Here is a 19,637-nt window from a genome sequence, read left to right on the forward strand (position 1 = left end):
ATCCGGCGGGAAGGACTGTGATGGGCAACCTGGTGTATTTCTCCAGCGTCTCGGAGAACACCCACCGCTTCATCGAGAAGTTGGGGTTGCCCGCGACCAGGATTCCCCTGCACGGCCGCATCGAGGTCGACGAACCCTACGTACTGGTGCTGCCCACCTACGGCGGCGGCCACGCGAACGGTCCCGATCCCGACGCCGGGGGTTACGTCCCCAAACAAGTCATCGCATTCCTCAACAACGAACACAACCGGTCGTTGATCCGCGGCGTCATCGCCGCGGGCAACACCAATTTCGGCGCCGAGTTCGGCTACGCGGGCGACGTGGTGTCCCGCAAGTGCGGCGTTCCCTATCTCTACCGCTTCGAGCTGATGGGCACACAGGAGGACGTGCACGCCGTTCGAGCGGGACTGACTGATTTTTGGGCTGAATCTTCCCGGAAGGACCAACCGACGTGCCACCAACCGTCACAGCTGCAGAGCCTGTAACCACCGGCGCGCACGCGCTCCCCGGGGAGACCGACTACCACGCGCTGAACGCGATGCTGAATCTGTACGACAAGGACGGCCGGATTCAGTTCGACAAGGACGTGCTCGCCGCCCGCGAGTACTTCCTGCAGCACGTCAACCAGAACACCGTCTTCTTCCACAATCAGGACGAGAAGCTCGACTACCTGATCCAGAAGGAGTACTACGAGCGCGAGGTCCTCGACCAGTACTCACGCAACTTCGTCAAGACGCTGCTCGATCGCGCCTACGCCAAGAAGTTCCGATTCCCGACCTTCCTCGGGGCGTTCAAGTACTACACCTCTTACACGCTCAAGACATTCGACGGGAAGCGCTACCTCGAGCGCTTCGAGGACCGCGTCGTGATGGTGGCGCTGACACTTGCCGCCGGTGACACCACGTTGGCCGAGAAGCTCGTCGACGAGATCATCGACGGCCGGTTCCAGCCGGCCACGCCGACGTTCCTCAACTCCGGCAAGAAGCAGCGCGGTGAGCCGGTCAGCTGCTTCCTGCTGCGGATCGAGGACAACATGGAGTCGATCGGCCGCTCCATCAACTCGGCGTTGCAGCTGTCGAAGCGCGGTGGCGGAGTTGCGCTGCTGCTGAGCAACATCCGCGAACACGGCGCCCCGATCAAGAACATCGAGAACCAGTCCTCGGGTGTCATCCCGATCATGAAGCTGCTCGAGGATTCGTTCTCCTACGCCAACCAGCTGGGCGCGCGGCAGGGTGCCGGCGCGGTGTACCTGCACGCCCATCACCCGGACATCTACCGGTTCCTCGACACAAAGCGCGAGAACGCCGACGAGAAGATCCGCATCAAGACGCTGTCGCTCGGTGTGGTGATCCCGGACATCACGTTCGAGCTGGCGAAGAAGAACGAGGACATGTACCTGTTCTCGCCGTACGACGTCGAGCGCGTGTACGGCCTGCCGTTCGCCGACATCTCGGTGACCGAGAAGTACTACGAGATGGTCGACGACAGCCGGATCCGCAAGACGAAGATCAAGGCGCGCGAGTTCTTCCAGACCCTGGCCGAGCTGCAATTCGAGTCGGGTTACCCGTACATCATGTACGAGGACACGGTGAACCGGTCGAACCCGATCGACGGGAAGATCACGCACTCGAATCTGTGCTCGGAGATCCTCCAGGTCTCGACGCCGTCGGAGTTCAACGACGATCTGTCCTACAAGAAGATCGGCAAGGACATCTCGTGCAACCTCGGCTCGCTGAACATCGCCAAGGCGATGGACTCCCCGGACTTCGCGCAGACCATCGAGGTGGCCATCCGCGCGCTGACCGCGGTGAGCGACCAGACGTCGATCACCTCGGTGCCGTCGATCGAGCAGGGCAACAACGACTCCCACGCAATTGGGCTCGGGCAGATGAACCTGCACGGCTACCTGGCCCGCGAGCGGATCCTCTACGGGTCCGACGAGGGCGTCGACTTCACGAACATCTACTTCTACACGGTGCTCTACCACGCACTGCGGGCGTCGAATCGCATTGCGATCGAACGCGGTACGCGCTTCAAGGGGTTCGAGCGCTCGAAGTACGCCTCGGGTGAGTTCTTCGACAAGTACACCGAGCAGCCGTGGGAGCCCAAGACCGAACGGGTCCGGCAGCTGTTCGCCGACGCGGGCATCCGGATCCCGAACCAGGACGACTGGAAGCGGTTGAAGGACTCGGTGCAGGCGCACGGCATCTACAACCAGAACCTGCAGGCCGTTCCGCCGACGGGGTCGATCTCCTACATCAACCACTCGACCAGCTCGATCCACCCGGTGGCGAGCAAGATCGAGATCCGCAAGGAAGGCAAGATCGGCCGCGTCTACTATCCGGCGCCGTACCTGACGAACGACAACCTGGAGTACTACCAGGACGCGTACGAGATCGGCTACGAGAAGATCATCGACACCTATGCGGCGGCTACCCAGCACGTCGACCAGGGGCTGAGCCTGACGCTGTTCTTCAAGGACACCGCGACCACGCGCGACGTGAACAAGGCGCAGATCTACGCGTGGCGCAAGGGCATCAAGACGCTGTACTACATCCGGCTGCGTCAAATGGCTTTGGAGGGAACAGAAGTCGAGGGTTGCGTCAGCTGCATGCTGTGAGTTGAGCTCCGCCCGACGCGATCAGCTCTCGTGAGCCTGTTCGGCCCGCTGCGCCTTGAGGCGTCGCTGTTCGCGCAGCACCTCCTGGTAGTTCTCGCGTTCGGCGACCAGCCACTCCGGTTTCTCCTCGAGCAGCTGATCGATCTGCTCGGTGGTGAGCGCACTCTCGACGCCGTTGCGCGCGAGAGCGGCGATCGAGACACCGAGCTTGGCCGCCACGAGGTTCTTCGGATGCGGCCCGTTCTTGCGGAGGTCCTTGAGCCATTGCGGTGGATCCGCCTGCAGGGCGGCCAGTTCGGTGCGGGTGATCGGGTTCTCTTGGAACTCGGCCGGCGTCGCGGGCAAGTACACGTCCAGTTTCTTGGCCGCCGTGGCGGGCTTCATGGACTGCGCGTTCGGCCTGCTCATGGCACGAGCTTATCGGTAGCCTGAGGCGGTGGCTTCGTCCTCGCTGCCCTCGCTCACCCTCGGGTACGTCCCCGGCGGGACACCCGCGAAGTGGGCGCGGAAATGGGCGGAGCGCCACCCCGACGTTCCGCTGCACGTGCGCGCCGTCCCCGCGGCGGACGCGGCCGCCGAAGTGCGGGCCGGCACCGTCGACGTGGCGGTGCTCCGGTTACCGGCCGACACAACCGGGCTGGCACTGATTCCCCTCTACGAGGAGACGACGGTCGCCGTGGTGCCGACCGAGCACGTACTCACGGCCGCCGATGAGCTCACCACCGCGGACCTCGACGGCGAGCCCACGCTGCTGCCCCTCGACGACGTGCTCGCCTGGGCGGGCGCGCCCGGCACCCCGGTCGACCATCGGCCCGAAACCACTGCAGAGGCAATAGAACTCGTCGCCGCAGGGATCGGTGTGCTCATCGTTCCGCAATCGCTGGCGCGGCTGTATCACCGCAAGGACCTCACCTACCGCCCGATCACCGACGCCCCCACCAGCACGGTGTCGCTGGCCTTTCCGGAGGGCCCGCAGCCGCCGCTGCTCGAGGAGTTCATCGGCATCGTGCGGGGTCGCAAGCCCGGATCGTCGCGCGGACAGGCCGAGCCGGCGCCGAAACGCACCGCACGGGAGAAGACCCTCGCCAAGCAGGCCGCCCGAGCCGCGGCGGGCAAGGTCGCCCGCAAACCCGGACGGGCCCAGCGCGGTCGGCGCTGACGCGCTCCGGAGCGCCTCAGCGCACGTGGTCAGACCAGAACGCGACCGTCGGCGCCGCGGTCGGCGGACCATCGGGCGCGGACAGCCTTGCGACGTAGTCGAGTAGGTCGGCGGCAACGACCCGGATGTCGTCCTGATAGATCGACAGCACCGGATGCCCCGACGAATCCGGTCCGGCGGGCAGGTAGCAGTGCGAGTGCACCGGCACCATTCGCGGCACCCGCACCAACTGGTACGCCGCGCTGCGCAGGGCGTCCTTCATGCGGGCCGGACGCTTGCCCCACCGGGCGTCCCAGAACTGCTTCCACTCCACCGCGAACAGGATGCCGTCGGCCGGTAGCCGCAGCTGCTTGTCGAGGTTTCGGTGTCCGTCCGCGCGCCAGTTAGGCCACGCCTCGCCGACCGGCAACCCGGTGGTCAGGAACTCCCGGTGATCGTCGGCGAAGGTGAACCCGAACGACGACTCGACGCGGGCGACCTCGTCGTCGGACAGGCCCGGCGCCATCGCCACCGTGCCGTCTGCCATAAGGAGGTGTGCGGCGTCGGCGCCGAGTCCTGGCATGGCGCCAGGGTAGGGCCAGGACCGGCGCCTCGCCGAGCGCGCGGTCGGGCGGAAAAGAAGCGCCGGGTGCAGACCCGAAGGTCGGCACCCGGCGCGCGCCGATGACTCGGCGGGGCGGAAATCTCAGTACTTGTGCTGCGGGCCTTGCTCTTTCTTGTACAGCGCCTTGAGCATCCGGTCCCGGAAGAAGGCGTTGTCGATCAACTTGATGCCGGTGTTCGCGACAGCGGGGATGCCGGCCAGCTTGTGGAAGTAGCGGCCCCGCTTGTACTCCCGGCCCCACGCGGCTTCCATCCGCTGCGCGTAGTTGGTGAAGTCGTCCGGTCCGCCGTTGGTCAGCGCTGCGATCGCACACTCACCGGCGGCCAACCCGGACTCGAGGGCCTTGGAGATCCCCGCGCCCGACGCCGGCTTCCCCGCGCCGAGCGAGTCGCCGGTGAACAGCACGCCCGGACGCCACGGCGGCCACGCCGTGAAGCCCATGGGCAAGCGCCACGCCCGCACGCTCTTGTTCTTCTTCAGTTCCTCGATCGGCGGCAGATCCCACTCGCGCGGCAGCGTGCGCAGGAATTCGCCGAGGAACTGGGTGGCGTTGATCGACTGCCAGTTCTTGTAGCTGTTGACGTAGCCCAGGCCAATGTTGAAGATGCCGTCGCCCATCGGGAACACCCAGCCGTAACCGGGCAGCTGATCGCCCTGGAACGCGAGCTTGAGATAGATGTCGAGGCTGTCGGAGTCCGGCCGGTTGGCGTGCATCTCCGACCGGATCGCGATGGCCGAGTAGCCGTTGTACTGCGAATCGATCTTCAGCGCGCGCTTGATGGGGGAGTAGGCGCCGTCGGCGGCGATCACCGCATCGCCGTAGACCTTCTCGCCGCCCTTGAGCGTCACACCGATCACCCGGCCGTTGGCGTCGAGTTCGGGGCCGGTGACCTCCGCGCCCTGGCGCACTTCCGCACCGGCGGACTCGGCGTGCTTGAGCAGCACGGTGTCCAGGTGGGTGCGGCTGACGGTGTGGCCGTGGTCGGGCATCCCGGGGCGTTTGGGGAAAGACAGCTCCCACTCGCTGGGACTGAAGACCGTCACGCGGTTGACCCGGTGGAAGGTGGCGACCTCGTCGGCCAGGCCCATCTTCTGCAGGTAGCTCACCGCCCGGGCGGTCAGGCCGTCGCCGCACGGTTTGTCGCGGGGGAACACGGCCTTGTCCAGGACGACCACCTTGGCGCCGGTCTGCGCGGCCTGCCACGCGGCGGCCGAGCCCGAAGGGCCGCCACCTGCGATGACCAGGTCGTATCGCTGTGTCATGAATCTCGTCTCGTCTGTGGGCTGTCGCGACAGATAGTACCCAAGGTACGTCGTGGCGGCTGCGCGGGCGAGCGCCCCACCGGCCCGCCCGCAACACCGCCGCGGTGGGGTTCTGAGCAGGTCAGCGGCATCGAAGCGAGTACAGTGAGCGGGTGCGACGAGGTTCGAGAGCACGCACCGGGGGTGAACCGGGCGGCAAAGTGGACGCGCGCAGCGAACGCTGGCGCGAGCACCGCAAGAAGGTGCGCTCGGAGATCGTCGACGCCGCGTTCCGGGCCATCGACCGGCAGGGTCCCGAGGTCAGCCTGCGGGAGATCGCCGAAGAGGCCGGCACCGCCAAGCCCAAGATCTACCGCCATTTCACCGACAAGTCCGACCTTTTCCAGGCCATCGGACAGCGGCTGCGGGACATGTTGTGGGCGGCCATCTTCCCGTCGATAGACCTGTCCGTGGACTCCGGTCGGGAGGTCATCCGGCGCAGCGTCGAACAGTACGTGCGGCTGGTCGACGAGCACCCCAACGTCATCCGGTTCCTGATCCAGGGCCGCTTCGCCGAGCAGAGCGAATCGACCATGCGCGCACTCAACGAGAGCCGCGAGATCACGATCGCGATGGCCGAGCTGTTCGACAACGAGCTGCGGGAGATCGAGCTGGACGCCGCCGCGCTCGAACTCGCCGCCTACGCCGCATTCGGGTCGATCGCCTCGGCCACCGACTGGTGGCTGGGCGCCGAACAGGACAGTCCCCGGCGGATGCCTTCGGAGGAGTTCGTCGCCCACCTCACGACCATCATGATCGGGTCCATCAACGGGACGTGCGAACTGCTCGGCATCGCCATCGACCCGGACCTTCCGCTGCACGAGGGTGTGCGTCGACAGGAACACGTCGCCTGAGCGCGCGACACGCCGCAAACCCAATATGTGGGGTTCGCTCGTGGTGTCGGCTACTACGAGTAGTGTCGGCAGTAGCCGCGGGGCCTGCGGCGAACTGGCGAAAACACCTGGTGAAGTGGGGTTCTGGTGAGTGATGGCATGAAGCTGATTGACCGCGTCTCGGCGATCAACTGGAACCGCCTGCAGGACGACAAGGACGCCGAGGTGTGGGAGCGGCTCACGGGCAACTTCTGGTTGCCGGAGAAGGTGCCCGTGTCCAACGACATCCCGTCCTGGGGCACCCTCAACGACCACGAGAAGCAGCTCACGATGCGGGTGTTCACCGGCCTGACGCTGCTCGACACCATCCAGGGCACCGTCGGCGCGGTCAGCCTCATCCCCGACGCGCTCACCCCGCACGAGGAGGCGGTGTACACCAACATCGCGTTCATGGAGTCGGTGCACGCCAAGAGCTACAGCAACATCTTCTCCACGCTGTGCTCGACCGCCGAGATCGACGAGGCGTTCCGCTGGTCGGAGGAGAACCCCAACCTGCAGCGCAAGGCGCAGATCGTCATGGACTTCTACAAGGGTGACGACCCGCTCAAGCGCAAGGTCGCCTCCACGCTGCTGGAGAGTTTCCTGTTCTACTCCGGCTTCTACCTGCCGATGTACTGGTCGAGCCGGGCCAAGCTCACCAACACCGCCGACATGATCCGGCTGATCATCCGCGACGAGGCCGTGCACGGGTACTACATCGGCTACAAGTTCCAACGCGGGCTGGCCCTGGAGACCGAGACCCGCAAGCAGGAGCTCAAGGACTACACCTACGAGCTGCTCTTCGAGCTTTACGACAACGAGGTCGAGTACACCCAGGACCTGTACGACGGTGTCGGCCTCAGCGAGGACGTCAAGAAGTTCCTGCGCTACAACGCCAACAAGGCGCTGATGAACCTCGGCTACGAGGCGCTGTTCCCGAAGGACGAGACCGACGTCAACCCGGCGATCCTGTCCGCGCTGAGCCCCAACGCCGACGAGAACCACGACTTCTTCTCCGGCTCGGGCAGCAGCTATGTGATCGGCAAGGCCGTGGTGACCGAAGACGAGGACTGGGACTTCTGACTCTCAGCCGCGGTCGCCGCCGCTGACCTCCAGCACCGTGCCGGTGATGTAACTCGCGTCGTCGGAGGCCATGAACAGGATCGGGCGCACCTGTTCCTCGAGCGTGCTGTACCGCTTGAGGAAGGTGCTCTCGGTGCTCTGCACCACCGTCTCCTCGTGCCAGCGCTGTTCGTCGGCGCTGAGCGGTTCGGGGTTGCGCGGGATACCGCCGGCCGGCACCTCGGTACCGCCCGGCGCCGTCGCCACCACCCGGATGCCCTTGCCGGCCGCCTCGAACGCCAGCGAGGCGGTCATCGCGTTGACGCCGCCCTTGGCGGCCGCGTAGGGCACCCGGTTGACGCTCCGCGTCGCGTTCGACGAGACGTTGACGATGACGCCCGCCCCGCGGTCGATCATGTGCGGCAGCACCGCCCGCGAACACCACAGCGTCGGCAGCAGCGACCGGTTTAACTCCGCCAGGATCTGCTTCTCGTCGTAGTGCTCGAACGGCTTGCGCCAGATCGTGCCCCCGACGTTGTTGACCAGCACGTCGACGCGTCCGAACTGCGCCACCGCGAAGTCCATCAGATCTGTTGCGCCGTCGTAGGTTTCGAGATCACACACGAACGCGCTGGCGTGGGCGCCGGTGCCGGCGATCTCCTCGCCGACGGCGTGGACGCGCTCGGAGCGGTCCGCCAGCACCACGGCGCCGCCCTCGGCCGCGATACCGACGGCCACGCCCCGGCCGATGCCCTGTGCCGCCCCGGTCACCACCGCGACCTTGCCGGTGAACCGCATCATCGTGCCTCGACCGCCACGACGCGCTCCTCGGCCTCGTCCACCGACGGGCGACGCCGCCGCGGGCGCAGCGCCAGAGTGGCCAGCGCGGCGATGGCGAGCGGGACCGCGATCAGACCGAAGTAGCCGCCGACGCCGAAGCTGCCCAGCATCCAACCGCCCAGCGCCGAGCCGATGATCGCACCGGTCCGGCCGATGCCGATCGAGAAGCCGGTGGCGGTGCCACGCAGCTGCGTCGGGTAGGTCTCCGCGATCAGGTAGTTGAGCACCAGCTGCTGGCCGCCGATACCCAGGCCTGCCAACGCGATCAGGCCGAACGTGAGCGTCCAGTTGGAGCCGCTGACGGACAGGCCGAGCGCCACCGCGATGCCGAGGCCGAACATGCCGAGCAGCAGCGGGCGGACCGCCATCCGCGCCAGCAGCACGGTGACCAGGAACGAGAACGCGATGAACGCGCCGTTGACGACGATGGTGCCGGTGGCGGCCTGTTCCTTGGACAAGCCGGCCTGGTGCAGCGCGGTCGGTGTCCACTGCAGCAACAGGAACCACGCGATCCAGTTCGCCAGGTAGATCGAGCAGATCGTGATCGTGGAGGTGCGGTACTCGACGGCGAACAGCGCGCGCACCGACCCGGCGGCCTCCTCGCGTTCCTCCGGCTGCAGCACCGCGTCCTCGGGGATCGTCGCCCCGGTGATCCGGCGCAGCAGCTCGCGGGCCCTGCCCTGGCTTGCGGCGTCGGGGCGGGTGACCAGATAGCTCGGCGACTCCGGCAGCCGGAACACCACCAGCGCCACCATGATCAGCGGCAGCACACCGCCCAGCAGGAAGATGCCGCGCCAGCCGAGGACCGGCAACCACGCGGCGGCGACGACGCCGCCCAGCATGGCGCCTCCGGGCAGGCCCAGCAGCACAAGCGTCATGGACACCTTTCGCGTCGCCGCCGGGCTGTACTCGGCGGCCAGCGCGAGCAGCGACGGGGTGGCGCCACCCATGCCCACTCCGATCAGGAAGCGCAGCGCGACGATCTGCCAGGGGTTCTGGGAGAACGCGCCCAAGAACGAGAACACGCCGAAGATGGTCAGCGCCAACAGGATCGCGCGCTTGCGACCGATGCGGTCACCGATCGAGCCGAGGGTGACGGCGCCCAGTGCCATGCCGACGGTGCTGGCGGTGATCACCGCGGTCATCGCCGCGGTCGACATGGCGAATTCGTCGGCGATCGAGGAGCTGATGAACGCGATCGATTGCGTGTCGAAGCCGTCGAGCAGGGCGATCGTGAAGCAGAGCGCGACCACGCTCCAGCGTTTGGCGTTCATCGGCGTGTCGTCGATCACCGACTGCACCTGAATCGGCACGGGCAGGGACATGGCGGGGCCTTTCTCGAAACTCGGAACCAGGTGTGTTGCGGCTCTCACCTGACGAATTACGACCAGTAGGACACAGCCCGGTCGGTACGCTCCAGCGTCGGGCCGAGAAGTCTCGTCATACGGGACTAATAAGAATCTGATATCGCTTAAAGTCGCGTTTTGACTCGTATAGCGGGACAAGTGGGGGTCATGGCCGGGGAATCCGAACCGATCGGCGAACACCTGTCGTCGCTGGATTCGGGGCTGCGGGTAATGATGATGTTCACCAACTCCGACAGCATCAACGTGACATCGGTGGCGCGGGAGTTGGCCTGCTCGCGGTCGAGCGCCTACCGGATCCTCAACACGCTGCGCAACCGCGGGATCGTCATCCTGGGTCCGACGGGCCGCGGCTACTTCCCCGGACCGGTCCTGCTGGACCTGGCCCGACCGCGCGGCGTCGATCTCGACGACCGTGCCCGCCTGCTGCCCATCCTCCGGCGCGCGGTCGAACTCACTGGTGAGACCGTGCACGTGGCCACCGTCGTCGGTACCCAGGTGTTGTTCTTCGACGGCATCGAACCGGACCGGCCGGTGCGAGCCACCCTGCAGCAGGGCTATTTTCGCCCGGCGCACGCCATCTCGGCGGGCAAGCTGCTGCTCTCGCAGCTCACCGACGACCACGTCCGCGCGCTGTACCCGCGGCGGCAGTTGGCGAAGGTGACGCCGTACACCATCGGCTCGGTGCCCGAACTGCTCGACGAACTCGCCACCATCCGGCGCACCGGACTCGCCTTCAGCAGGCAGGAAGCCCAGACCGGGTTGTGCGGTACGGCCGTGGCACTGCGCGGCCGCACCTGGCGCGAGCGCGTCGCCCTGTGTGCCACCGTCCCGATCGACCGAGGCGACGACGCGAGCCTGCTCGCGACCCACTCCGGTTTGGTCGAGGCGGCAGCCGCCCTGACCTGACCCAGCGGCCGAATTACCCAGCCGAAAACCCGGAACGGCACCACCGGCACGGGTTGACCCCAAGAATGGGGTTGGCCCGCGACCCGAAGAGATGCCGATGACCGACACGCACGCCAACCTTCCGTCACCCGACGATTTCCGGCGCAAGCTGGCCCATGTCGACCGGGAGTTCGCCGATGCCCGCCGGTACCTGTCGGCGTTGAACGCCGAGGAAAACGACGCGCTCATCGCGCTGATGGCGGAGATACACCACAGCGGACGCGCCATGAAGGTGTTGGCGGCAATGGCGGTACAGGCCCTCGACTTCGCCCAGCTGTGCGCGGACCGCCTCGGCGGCGATGTGCAGGAGTGGCTCGAGGGGTCGGTGATGGCCCAGGACACTGCCGAGAACGAGCGCGACCAAACCGAACTCGGCGGCGAGGGATAACTCCCAGCGCACTCGCTGGCATGATGTGCCGGTGCCACACCCGGTGGCAGGGGAGGGGTGCGGTGCATGACAAGCGACGCCGTGGACACGGACCGCGCAGTCGGCGACCTGGTGGGCGGTGTACCCCGCCGACGCATCGTGGTCGCGTCGATGGTCGGCACGACCATCGAGTTCTACGACTTCTACATCTACGCGACCGCGGCCGTGTCGGTGTTCCCGCACCTGTTCTTCCCGAAGAGCGACTCGACGACGGCACTGCTGGCGTCGCTGGCCACGTTCGGTCTCGCCTTTGTCGCGCGCCCACTCGGGTCCGTGCTGTTCGGCCATTTCGGCGACCGCGCCGGCCGAAAGACCACGCTGGTCGCCTCGCTGCTGGTGATGGGCATCGCGACGTTCGCGATCGGCCTGCTGCCGACCTACTCGCAGGTGGGCATCATCGCCCCGGCGCTGCTGGCGATCATGCGCTTCTCGCAGGGTCTGGCACTGGGTGGGGAATGGAGCGGCGCGGCCCTGCTGGCCACCGAAACCGCGAAGCCCGGCAAGCGCGGCTGGGCCGCGATGTGGCCCCAACTCGGCGCCCCGCTGGGTTTTCTGCTGGCCAACGGCCTGTTCCTCGCGCTGATCCTGTGGCTCGGGCACAGCAACGTCGACCCGGACATGGACGGGGCGTTCCTGACGTGGGGCTGGCGCGTGCCGTTCCTGCTGAGCGCCGTGATGGTCGCGCTCGGGCTCTATGTGCGCCTGCGCATCATGGAGACCCCGGTCTTCACCCGCGCGGTCGCGCGCGGCGAGAAGGTCAAGGCGCCGCTGGCCGAGGTGTTCCGGACGAGCTGGCGGCAGTTGATCATCGGCACGTTCGTGATGCTCGCGACGTACACGCTGTTCTACATCGTCACGACGTGGGCGCTGAGCTTCGGCACCGGCAAGAAGCCGCCGGAGGGCACCGGCCGCGGCTTCCCGTACGTCGACTTCCTCGAGATGCAGCTGATCGCGGTGCTGTTCTTCGCGGCGGTCCTGCCGCTGTCGGGCCTGTGCGCCGACCGGTTCGGGCGACGCCGCACTCTGCTCCTGGTCACCGCGGGCATCATGGCCTACGGTCTGCTGTTCGCCCCGCTGCTCGGGTCCGCGGACACCTCACCGACGACGATGGTGCTGTTCCTGATCATCGGAATGACGTTGATGGGCTTCACCTTCGGCCCGATGAGCGCCGTGCTGCCCGAGCTGTTCCCGACCAACGTGCGCTATACGGGATCCGGCATCGCGTACAACGTGTCGAGCATTCTCGGCGCCGCGGTGGCCCCGTTCATCGCCACCTGGCTCGCGACGACCTACGGCGTCGGCTGGGTGGGGGTGTACCTGTTGATCGCCGGTTCGCTCACGTTCGTCGCGGTCCTGATCATGCGCGAGACGAAAGACGCCCCGCTGGATTCGGTGGGTCAGCCGGTCCACTAGCGCCGGTTCGTGCTTCACCCGTTCGGATGATGTCTCGGCGAGCACATCCCGCGACCATGGCCTAGGAGGCGGCGCTGGCGATCGCCTTCGGGGGAGGCATCGATGACAAGAACCGACCATGACGACTGGGATGTGTCGGAGAGCGTCGGTGCCACGGCGATCAGCACCGCCCTCGCACGGGCGCGAGAGGCCGGCTTCGCGGAACCGTTGTTCGACGACCCGTACGCCCAGATGTTCCTCGATGCGGCGAAGGAGCAAGGTGCCGCGTCACAGTTCGACGCCGTGCTCGCAGGGGTGCGCGACGATGATCCGCTGGCCTGGCGGAGGTTCGAGGCGCTGTGGGACTACATCGCGACGCGCACGAGGTGGTTCGACGAACAGTTCCTCGCCGCCGGCGAGTCGGGAGTGCCGCAGGTGGTCGTCCTCGGCGCCGGTCTGGACGCGCGCGCGTGGCGCCTGCCGCGACACTCGGGAAGCGTGGTGTTCGAGATCGATCAGCCCGCGGTGCTCGCCTTCAAGAACTCAGTCCTGGACGAACGCGGTGTGGCCGCGGCCGAGCCGTGTGTCCCCGTACCGGTCGACCTACGCGACGAATGGTGTGACCCGTTGTGTGAGGCCGGTTTCGATCCCCGTCGAGCGACCATGTGGCTGGCGGAGGGACTCCTGGTCTACTTCTCGGGGGCCGAGCAAGACCAGCTGATGAATCGGATGAACGCACTGAGTGCTTCCGGCAGCTGGATCGCCGTCGACGTGCTCACCCCCGAGTTCTTCGAGCCGACGAATCTGGCCCGCATCAAGGACCGCTTCGACCACGGTCGGGACGCCGCGGCCAGAAGCGGCGGCGACTTCCCGGACGCATCGGCCCTCTGGGTGGTGGACGAGCGTGACGACGTCGCGGACTGGCTGGCGAGACGCGGATGGACCGTCGACGCCGTCGACGTCGGTGACGCCATGGCCGGATACGGCCGGGAGGCCGACGACGACGTCGCCGACGTCGTCCCCCGCAGTGCCTTCCTCAGCGGTCGGCGGTGACGCGGCCTGCCGCGACGTCCTCGGGCCGCCGCACCCGCAGCAGGCTCGCGAGGACGAGCATCAACGCGGTCTGCGCCAGGATCCCGGGCGCGAGCGTCGGCGCCGGCCCGACGGCCTTGGTGATCGCCAGCCACCACTGCTCGGTCGCCGGCATCGCGTCCCAGGTCTCGGCGTACCGCTGGTCGAGGGGCCCGGAATCGTGGTTGACCGCCGCGTGGTCGATCACGCCGTAGAGCGACGCGCAGATCACCAGGACACTCAGCGCCCGAGCCACCAGATGCGCCGGCTCGCTGCGCAGACACACGAGAAGGAGCGCGACCGCGAGCACGGCCAGCGCGAACCAGGGGATGAACTGTTCGACATCGTTCCAGTGGCGTTCTGAGGCCAGTTCGAATGCGGTCGCGCAGATACCGGCCAGCGTCAGCGCCAGCAGCGCCCGCCGTACGACCGTCGTCCCCGGGGCGGACGGCCTCGTCTGCGTGATCGTCACGGCGTCAGAGCCGAGACGATCTTGTTGACGGTGTCCTCGCCAGGGTTGTATTTCGCGAGGTTGTCCCGCAGTTTCTGCAGATCCGGATCATCCGGCGGATAGGGGCGATACTCGACGACCTCGTCCGCCCACCGCTCCGCATTGGGGACACCGGCCGCCTCCAGCCGGGCCGTGATGTCCTCCACCGATGCGGTGTTGGCGGACACCTTCTCGCCGACCGGGCCCGGCTGCGCCGAGCTGGTTGCTGGACCTGCGGATCCGGTGTCCTCCGTCGTGGTCGAACCACCGCAGCCCGCCGCCGACAACACCACGGCAATGGTCAGTGTGATCAAGGAAAGCCTTGCCTTACCAGGCATTTTCCTCTCCTTCCTGGTCGCGATGCGAGTGTAGGACGCCCGCGCGGCGCGCCGGACGGCTTTGATGATCTGCGGGCTCAGGCGTCGGAGCGAGTTCGCTGCTCGTTGTCGAAGACGCGCCTGAGGTGCGGTGCTGTGTCATGCGGCGGGTGAACCGACGGAGAACCAGGACGCAGCGGCGTGTTTCGACGACGTAACGCCGGGGCATCACCGGGCGACGTATGAGGTGCGGCATCGGTTCAGCGGTGAACCGTTTGCGAATGCGGGGTGCCAACCAGCGGCACGGTCAGCTGACCCTTTACGGAACGCCCGCCACAACGGCGAGCCTCAAGAGGATGGCGAACACGAGATGAGATTTCTACAGACTTTTCGGCGCCGGCTGATGGCCGGCGCCCTGGCAGCCGTCCTGCTGCCGGGACTGATCGCCGTCGCCGGCGGTACGGCGACGGCCGGCGCGTACTCCCGCCCGGGACTGCCGGTCGAGACGCTGATGGTGCCGTCGGCCGCCATGGGCCGCGACATCCCGGTCAAGTTCCAGGGGGGCGGCACCAAGGCCGTCTACCTGCTCGACGGATTGCGCGCACGCGACGACAACAGCGGCTGGGACATCGAGACCGCGGCCTTCGAGAACTACTTCGAATCCGGACTGTCGGTCGTCATGCCCGTCGGCGGCATGTCCAGCTTCTACACCAACTGGCAGAGCCCGGCCGTCGGCAACGGAACCACCTACAACTACCAGTGGGAGACGTTCCTGACCTCGGAGCTGCCGGCGTACCTGGCGGCCAACAAGGGCATCTCGCCCAGCGGCAACGCCGTCGTCGGTCTGTCGATGTCGGGCAGCTCGGCGCTGATCCTGGCCGCGTACTACCCCGGGCAATTCAGCTACGCGGGCTCGCTCTCCGGCTTCCTCAACCTGTCGCAGGGCATCTGGCCGACGCTGGTCGGCTTCGCGATGCGCGACTCCGGCGGCTTCGACGCCACCGCGATGTGGGGTCCCGGCGGCGGTCCGGCGTGGCAGCGCAACGACCCGACGCTCCAGGCGGGCCGGCTGGCGGCCAACGGCACCCGCCTCTGGGTGTACACCGGCAACGGCAGGCCGGGTGACCTCGGCGGCGGTGGCGACATCCCCGGCCAGCTGCTCGAGAACATCACCCAGGACAGCAACCAGGCCTTCAAGCAGGCCTACCAGGGTGCTGGAGGCAGCAACGCGACCTTCAACTTCCCGCCCAACGGCACCCACGGATGGGGCTACTGGGGTTCGCAGCTCAACGCCATGAAGGGCGACATCCAGCGCACGCTGGGCGCCTGAGCCGAAACGACAGCGGCCGGATCGCGGGATGACCCGCGATCCGGCCGCTGTCGTCGGTCAGCTTCGCAGTGCCGCCGTGTCGATGACGAACCGGTAGCGCACATCGCTGGCGATCACGCGCTCGTAGGCCTCGTTGATGTAGGCCGGCTCGATCAGCTCGATCTCCGGACGCACGCCGTGCTCGGCGCAGAAGTCCAGCATCTCCTGGGTCTCGGCGATACCGCCGATCAGCGAGCCCGCGATGCTGCGGCGGCCGCCGATCAGCGCGCCCGCAGCCACCGACATCGGGTTCTCGGGCATCCCCAGTTCGACCAGCGTGCCGTCCACGCGCAGCAGGCTCAGCACGCCGCCGAGGTCGATGTTGGCCGAGACGGTGTTGAGGATCAGGTCGAAGGACCCCTTCAACGCGCCGAAGGTCTCTTTGTCGGAGGTGGCGTAGTACGCGTCGGCGCCCAACCGCAGACCGTCCTCCATCTTCTTCAGCGATTGGCTGAGCACCGTCACCTCCGCGCCCATCGCCTTGGCGATCTTGACGGCCAGGTGACCCAGCCCGCCGAGGCCGATCACCGCAACCCGGCTTCCCGGGCCGGCGTTCCAGTGCCGCAGCGGAGAGTAGGTGGTGATGCCCGCGCACAGCAGCGGTGCGGCGGCCTCGAGAGGCAGAGCGTCAGGAATGTGCAGCACGTAGTTCTCGTCGACGACGATCGCGCCGCTGTAGCCGCCCTGGGTGCGCTCACCGTCCCGGCCGACGGCGTTGTAGGTGCCGACCATCCCGGAGCCCGTGCAGTACTGCTCGATCCCGGCGCGACAGTTGTCGCATTCTCGGCACGAGTCGACGAAACACCCGACGCCCACGCGGTCGCCGACCTTGAACCCGGTCACCTCGGCGCCGACGGCGGTCACCACGCCGGCGATCTCGTGACCGGGCACGATCGGATAGGTCGACCGACCCCATTCACCCCGGACGGTGTGGATGTCGGAATGGCAGATGCCGCTGAAGTGGATGTCGAACGCGACATCGTGTGGGCCGACGTCGCGGCGGGTGATCGTGGTCTCGGTCAACGGTTCGGTCGCCGACGTGGCGGCGTACGCGGAAATGGTGGTAGCCATCAGTCCTCTGGTTCGGAATTCGCATTTCGGGCCGCGACGATGCGGCACCCCCGTACAGGCAACGGGTCGCGGGAACAGATCGATTCCCGATCGGGAAGTGAATCCGATCCTAGAGGCCCGGCGCCCGGAAGGCTCCGTTGAACGACGTCCGCGTATACGACACCACCTCGGCCTTCGAATACGGGTCCGCGGCCGCGATCGCGTCGGCCTCCTCGGCGCTGATGTCGCCGGTGACGAGTACGGCACCGGTCTGGGCCTCGACCCGGCCGGCCAACAGGATCCGCCCCGCATCGACCTCGTTGGCCAGCCACTCGAGGTGGGCGGGCCGCGACTCGTCGATGACGTCGAGCGGTTTCAGATAGGTCAGGGTCAGCACGTGGAACACCGGCCGAAGGGTAGTCGACGGTGCCCGACGCCGCCCGAAGGGAACGACTAGTTGATCGGCGCGTTGACCCAGCGGAGGTCGGAAAGGATGCCGCGGGCGGCCACGATGCCCTGACCGGCCTGCCACACCTCGTTGTTCACCACATACACCCGGCCGTCCTGCGCGGCCGAGAGCGCGCGCCAGGCGTCGCCGTCGAGGATCGCCGGTGCGTTGTCGCGAGCGGCCGGCGAGTCGAACGACACGTAGACGATGTCGGCGTCGGCGATCGCGTAGTCCGGTGAGTCGCCGGTGCCGAGTTCCACGAACGGTTCGTCGGTGAAGCGCTGGGCGGCCGGCCGGTCGAGGCCCACCTCGGCCAGCACGCTGCCCGCGAAGTTGCGGGCCCCGTAGACCCGCACCGAGTCGTCGGTCAGCTGCACCACCGACACCTGGTAGTGGGCGGCGTCGTTGTCCGTCCCGGTCCTGCGGGCGACGTCGGCGAAACCGTCGAGCAGCCCGCCCGCGGCGCCGAACCGTCCGGTGGCGGCCCCGACCGTGCGCAGGTTCGCCTGCCAATCGGCGCCCGGGGGCCCGGTGAACACCGTCGGCGCGATCTGGCCGAGCGCGTCGAACAGCTCCGGTGTCAGTGCCTGCGACCCGAGGATCAGGTCCGGCGCGGCCGCGCGGATCGCGTCGACATCCGGGGCCGACCGGGTGCCCGCCGGCGCGACGTCGTGGATCACCGCCCCGAGATACGACGGCTGCTCGTCCCGGCCGTCGGGCAGCGCCGCGGCCACGACGCGCGACTGCAGTCCCAACGCGCACAGCGCGTCGAGCTGGTCACCGGAGAGCACCACGATGCGCCGGGGATCGGCCGTCACCCGCGTCTCACCGGCGGCGTGGCGCACCTCGCGCTCCGGCGTGCCGGGGTCGACGCGGGCGGGTTCGGGCGCGCACGACTCGTCGGGCCTGCGCTCGTTGCCGAGCACCCCGGCGCCCGCGATGCGGGTGGTGCTGGTGATGAGCGACGACATCGGCGCCGACGACGCGGGGTCGGCGTCGGTCGATCCGCACCCGGTCAGGCCCGCCACGAGTGTGGCGATCAGCGCCGCCGATATCGTCGCCCCCGCCCCGGTTCGCGTCCTCGTCTGCGGTCGGCCGATCAGCACGGGCCCGACGGTAACATCCTGGTCGCGACCATCGGCCGGGCCGAGCCGCGGCGTGCCCGACGAGCGATTACGACACTTTGTAGGACCCAGGCTGAACCTGGCCGCGTCGAACGATAGGATTCGTGCCAGCAAGGCGGGCAATCGCCGACAGAACTTTTGGAGGACCTCTTGGTAGCGGAAGCGCCCCCAATCGGAGAACTCGAGGCACGTCGTCCGTTCCCGGAGCGCCTCGGTCCCAAGGGCAACCTGTTCTACAAGGTCATCACGACCACCGATCACAAGCTGATCGGCATCATGTACTGCATCGCCTGCTTCGCGTTCTTCCTGATCGGCGGGTTGATGGCGCTGTTCATGCGCACCGAGCTGGCGGTCCCCGGACTGCAGTTCCTGTCGAATGAGCAGTACAACCAGCTGTTCACCATGCACGGCACGGTGATGCTGCTGTTCTACGCCACCCCGATCGTGTTCGGGTTCGCGAACCTGGTGCTGCCGCTGCAGATCGGCGCCCCGGACGTGGCGTTCCCCCGCCTCAACGCGCTGTCGTTCTGGCTGTTCCTGTTCGGTGCGCTGATCGCGCTGGCCGGCTTCATCACCCCCGGCGGCGCCGCGGACTTCGGCTGGACCGCCTACTCGCCGTTGACCGACGCCATCCACTCGCCCGGCGCGGGTGGTGACCTGTGGATCATGGGTCTGGCCGTCGGTGGTCTGGGCACCATCCTCGGTGGCGTCAACATGGTCACCACCGTGGTCTGCATGCGCGCCCCCGGTATGACGATGTTCCGGATGCCGATCTTCACCTGGAACATCCTGGTGACCTCGATCCTGGTGCTGCTGGCCTTCCCGCTGCTGACCGCCGCGCTGTTCGGCCTGGCCGCCGACCGCCACCTCGGTGCCCACATCTACGACCCGGCCAACGGCGGTGTGCTGCTGTGGCAGCACCTGTTCTGGTTCTTCGGCCACCCCGAGGTCTACATCATCGCGCTGCCGTTCTTCGGGATCGTCAGCGAGATCTTCCCGGTGTTCTCGCGTAAGCCGATCTTCGGCTACACCACGCTGATCTACGCGACCATCGCGATCGCGGCGCTGTCGGTGGCGGTGTGGGCACACCACATGTACGCGACCGGCGCGGTGCTGCTGCCGTTCTTCTCGTTCATGACGTTCCTCATCGCGGTGCCGACCGGGATCAAGTTCTTCAA

21 protein-coding genes are annotated in these 19,637 nt (G+C 67.4%); 11 read left to right on the forward strand and 10 right to left on the reverse strand.

Going from position 1 to position 19,637, the window contains the following annotated elements; translation table 11 throughout:
• The first annotated feature begins 20 nt into the window (after positions 1-20).
• Together nrdI and nrdE are read left to right on the forward strand one after the other, a co-directional pair.
• Entirely contained in the window at positions 21-485 is a 465-nt protein-coding gene (gene nrdI / locus AU195_RS24175) for a class Ib ribonucleoside-diphosphate reductase assembly flavoprotein NrdI (RefSeq protein WP_059161537.1), read from the forward strand.
• Positions 452-2,620, forward strand: a complete 2,169-nt coding sequence (gene nrdE, locus AU195_RS24180; RefSeq protein ID WP_082703192.1) for a class 1b ribonucleoside-diphosphate reductase subunit alpha — start codon at positions 452-454, stop codon at positions 2,618-2,620. Before nrdI ends, nrdE begins: the two co-directional genes overlap by 34 nt.
• A gap of 21 nt (positions 2,621-2,641) precedes the next feature.
• Here the strand turns inward: nrdE and AU195_RS24185 are convergent, their stop codons facing one another.
• Complete coding sequence (locus tag AU195_RS24185) at positions 2,642-3,028, reverse strand: DUF5997 family protein (protein WP_059161539.1); 387 nt, start codon at positions 3,026-3,028, stop codon at positions 2,642-2,644.
• Between the two features lie 28 nt (positions 3,029-3,056).
• Here AU195_RS24185 and AU195_RS24190 point away from each other — a divergent pair, with 28 nt between their 5' ends.
• Entirely contained in the window at positions 3,057-3,779 is a 723-nt protein-coding gene (locus AU195_RS24190; protein ID WP_059161540.1) for a LysR family substrate-binding domain-containing protein, read from the forward strand.
• 16 nt (positions 3,780-3,795) lie between these two features.
• Here AU195_RS24190 and AU195_RS24195 read toward each other — a convergent pair whose 3' ends face one another.
• Positions 3,796-4,341 carry a hypothetical protein gene (locus tag AU195_RS24195; RefSeq protein ID WP_059161541.1) on the reverse strand — a complete coding sequence of 182 codons (546 nt, stop codon included), beginning with the start codon at positions 4,339-4,341 and terminating at the stop codon, positions 3,796-3,798.
• Between the two features lie 123 nt (positions 4,342-4,464).
• On the reverse strand, positions 4,465-5,646 hold the full coding sequence (locus AU195_RS24200) for an NAD(P)/FAD-dependent oxidoreductase (RefSeq protein ID WP_059161542.1): 1,182 nt from the start codon (positions 5,644-5,646) through the stop codon (positions 4,465-4,467).
• A gap of 152 nt (positions 5,647-5,798) precedes the next feature.
• On the opposite strand from AU195_RS24200, the gene AU195_RS24205 reads away from it, so the two are divergent.
• Together AU195_RS24205 and nrdF are read left to right on the forward strand one after the other, a co-directional pair.
• Positions 5,799-6,539, forward strand: a complete 741-nt coding sequence (locus AU195_RS24205) for a TetR/AcrR family transcriptional regulator (RefSeq protein WP_059161543.1) — start codon at positions 5,799-5,801, stop codon at positions 6,537-6,539.
• A 138-nt stretch (positions 6,540-6,677) separates the two neighbouring features.
• Positions 6,678-7,640, forward strand: a complete 963-nt coding sequence (nrdF, locus tag AU195_RS24210) for a class 1b ribonucleoside-diphosphate reductase subunit beta (protein WP_059161544.1) — start codon at positions 6,678-6,680, stop codon at positions 7,638-7,640.
• A 3-nt stretch (positions 7,641-7,643) separates the two neighbouring features.
• Here the strand turns inward: nrdF and AU195_RS24215 are convergent, their stop codons facing one another.
• Complete coding sequence (locus tag AU195_RS24215) at positions 7,644-8,420, reverse strand: 1,6-dihydroxycyclohexa-2,4-diene-1-carboxylate dehydrogenase (protein WP_059161545.1); 777 nt, start codon at positions 8,418-8,420, stop codon at positions 7,644-7,646.
• The gene (locus AU195_RS24220; RefSeq protein WP_286149470.1) at positions 8,417-9,784 is read right to left on the reverse strand and encodes an MFS transporter; all 1,368 of its coding nucleotides are present in this window, start codon (positions 9,782-9,784) and stop codon (positions 8,417-8,419) included. The genes AU195_RS24215 and AU195_RS24220 overlap by 4 nt, the downstream gene beginning before the upstream one ends.
• 189 nt (positions 9,785-9,973) lie before the next feature.
• On the opposite strand from AU195_RS24220, the gene AU195_RS24225 reads away from it, so the two are divergent.
• From AU195_RS24225 to AU195_RS24240, 4 genes are all read left to right on the forward strand, one after another.
• Positions 9,974-10,732 carry an IclR family transcriptional regulator gene (locus AU195_RS24225; protein ID WP_059161546.1) on the forward strand — a complete coding sequence of 253 codons (759 nt, stop codon included), beginning with the start codon at positions 9,974-9,976 and terminating at the stop codon, positions 10,730-10,732.
• Between the two features lie 97 nt (positions 10,733-10,829).
• The gene (locus AU195_RS24230; RefSeq protein ID WP_059161571.1) at positions 10,830-11,159 is read left to right on the forward strand and encodes a hypothetical protein; all 330 of its coding nucleotides are present in this window, start codon (positions 10,830-10,832) and stop codon (positions 11,157-11,159) included.
• 66 nt (positions 11,160-11,225) lie between these two features.
• Entirely contained in the window at positions 11,226-12,611 is a 1,386-nt protein-coding gene (locus tag AU195_RS24235) for an MFS transporter (RefSeq protein ID WP_059161547.1), read from the forward strand.
• 102 nt (positions 12,612-12,713) lie between these two features.
• Complete coding sequence (locus AU195_RS24240) at positions 12,714-13,643, forward strand: SAM-dependent methyltransferase (protein WP_059161548.1); 930 nt, start codon at positions 12,714-12,716, stop codon at positions 13,641-13,643.
• Here the strand turns inward: AU195_RS24240 and AU195_RS24245 are convergent.
• Both AU195_RS24245 and AU195_RS24250 read right to left on the reverse strand, forming a co-directional pair.
• The gene (locus tag AU195_RS24245; RefSeq protein WP_286149471.1) at positions 13,627-14,133 is read right to left on the reverse strand and encodes a hypothetical protein; all 507 of its coding nucleotides are present in this window, start codon (positions 14,131-14,133) and stop codon (positions 13,627-13,629) included. The genes AU195_RS24240 and AU195_RS24245 overlap by 17 nt on opposite strands.
• On the reverse strand, positions 14,130-14,489 hold the full coding sequence (locus AU195_RS24250; protein ID WP_059161549.1) for a hypothetical protein: 360 nt from the start codon (positions 14,487-14,489) through the stop codon (positions 14,130-14,132). The genes AU195_RS24245 and AU195_RS24250 overlap by 4 nt, the downstream gene beginning before the upstream one ends.
• A gap of 349 nt (positions 14,490-14,838) precedes the next feature.
• Between AU195_RS24250 and AU195_RS24255 the strand changes: the two genes are divergently transcribed.
• Entirely contained in the window at positions 14,839-15,798 is a 960-nt protein-coding gene (locus tag AU195_RS24255; protein ID WP_059161550.1) for an esterase family protein, read from the forward strand.
• Positions 15,799-15,855: 57 nt separating this feature from the next.
• On the opposite strand, the gene AU195_RS24260 is transcribed toward AU195_RS24255, so the two are convergent.
• The 3 genes from AU195_RS24260 to AU195_RS24270 all read right to left on the reverse strand — a co-directional run bounded on the left by AU195_RS24260 (position 15,856) and on the right by AU195_RS24270 (position 18,441).
• The gene (locus AU195_RS24260; RefSeq protein ID WP_059161551.1) at positions 15,856-16,908 is read right to left on the reverse strand and encodes an NAD(P)-dependent alcohol dehydrogenase; all 1,053 of its coding nucleotides are present in this window, start codon (positions 16,906-16,908) and stop codon (positions 15,856-15,858) included.
• A 109-nt stretch (positions 16,909-17,017) separates the two neighbouring features.
• Positions 17,018-17,293 (reverse strand): YciI family protein, encoded by a 276-nt coding sequence (locus AU195_RS24265; RefSeq protein ID WP_059161552.1) that lies wholly within the window; start codon positions 17,291-17,293, stop codon positions 17,018-17,020.
• A 47-nt stretch (positions 17,294-17,340) separates the two neighbouring features.
• Positions 17,341-18,441: an iron-siderophore ABC transporter substrate-binding protein gene (locus tag AU195_RS24270; RefSeq protein WP_286149472.1), complete on the reverse strand. Its 1,101-nt coding sequence runs from the start codon at positions 18,439-18,441 to the stop codon at positions 17,341-17,343.
• A 168-nt stretch (positions 18,442-18,609) separates the two neighbouring features.
• Here AU195_RS24270 and AU195_RS24275 point away from each other — a divergent pair.
• The coding region (locus tag AU195_RS24275) for a cbb3-type cytochrome c oxidase subunit I (protein ID WP_172800707.1) at positions 18,610-19,637 on the forward strand (1,028 nt) is incomplete at its 3' end.

It is taken from the genome of Mycobacterium sp. IS-1496 (genome assembly GCF_001499995.1).
GTDB lineage: Bacteria > Actinomycetota > Actinomycetes > Mycobacteriales > Mycobacteriaceae > Mycobacterium.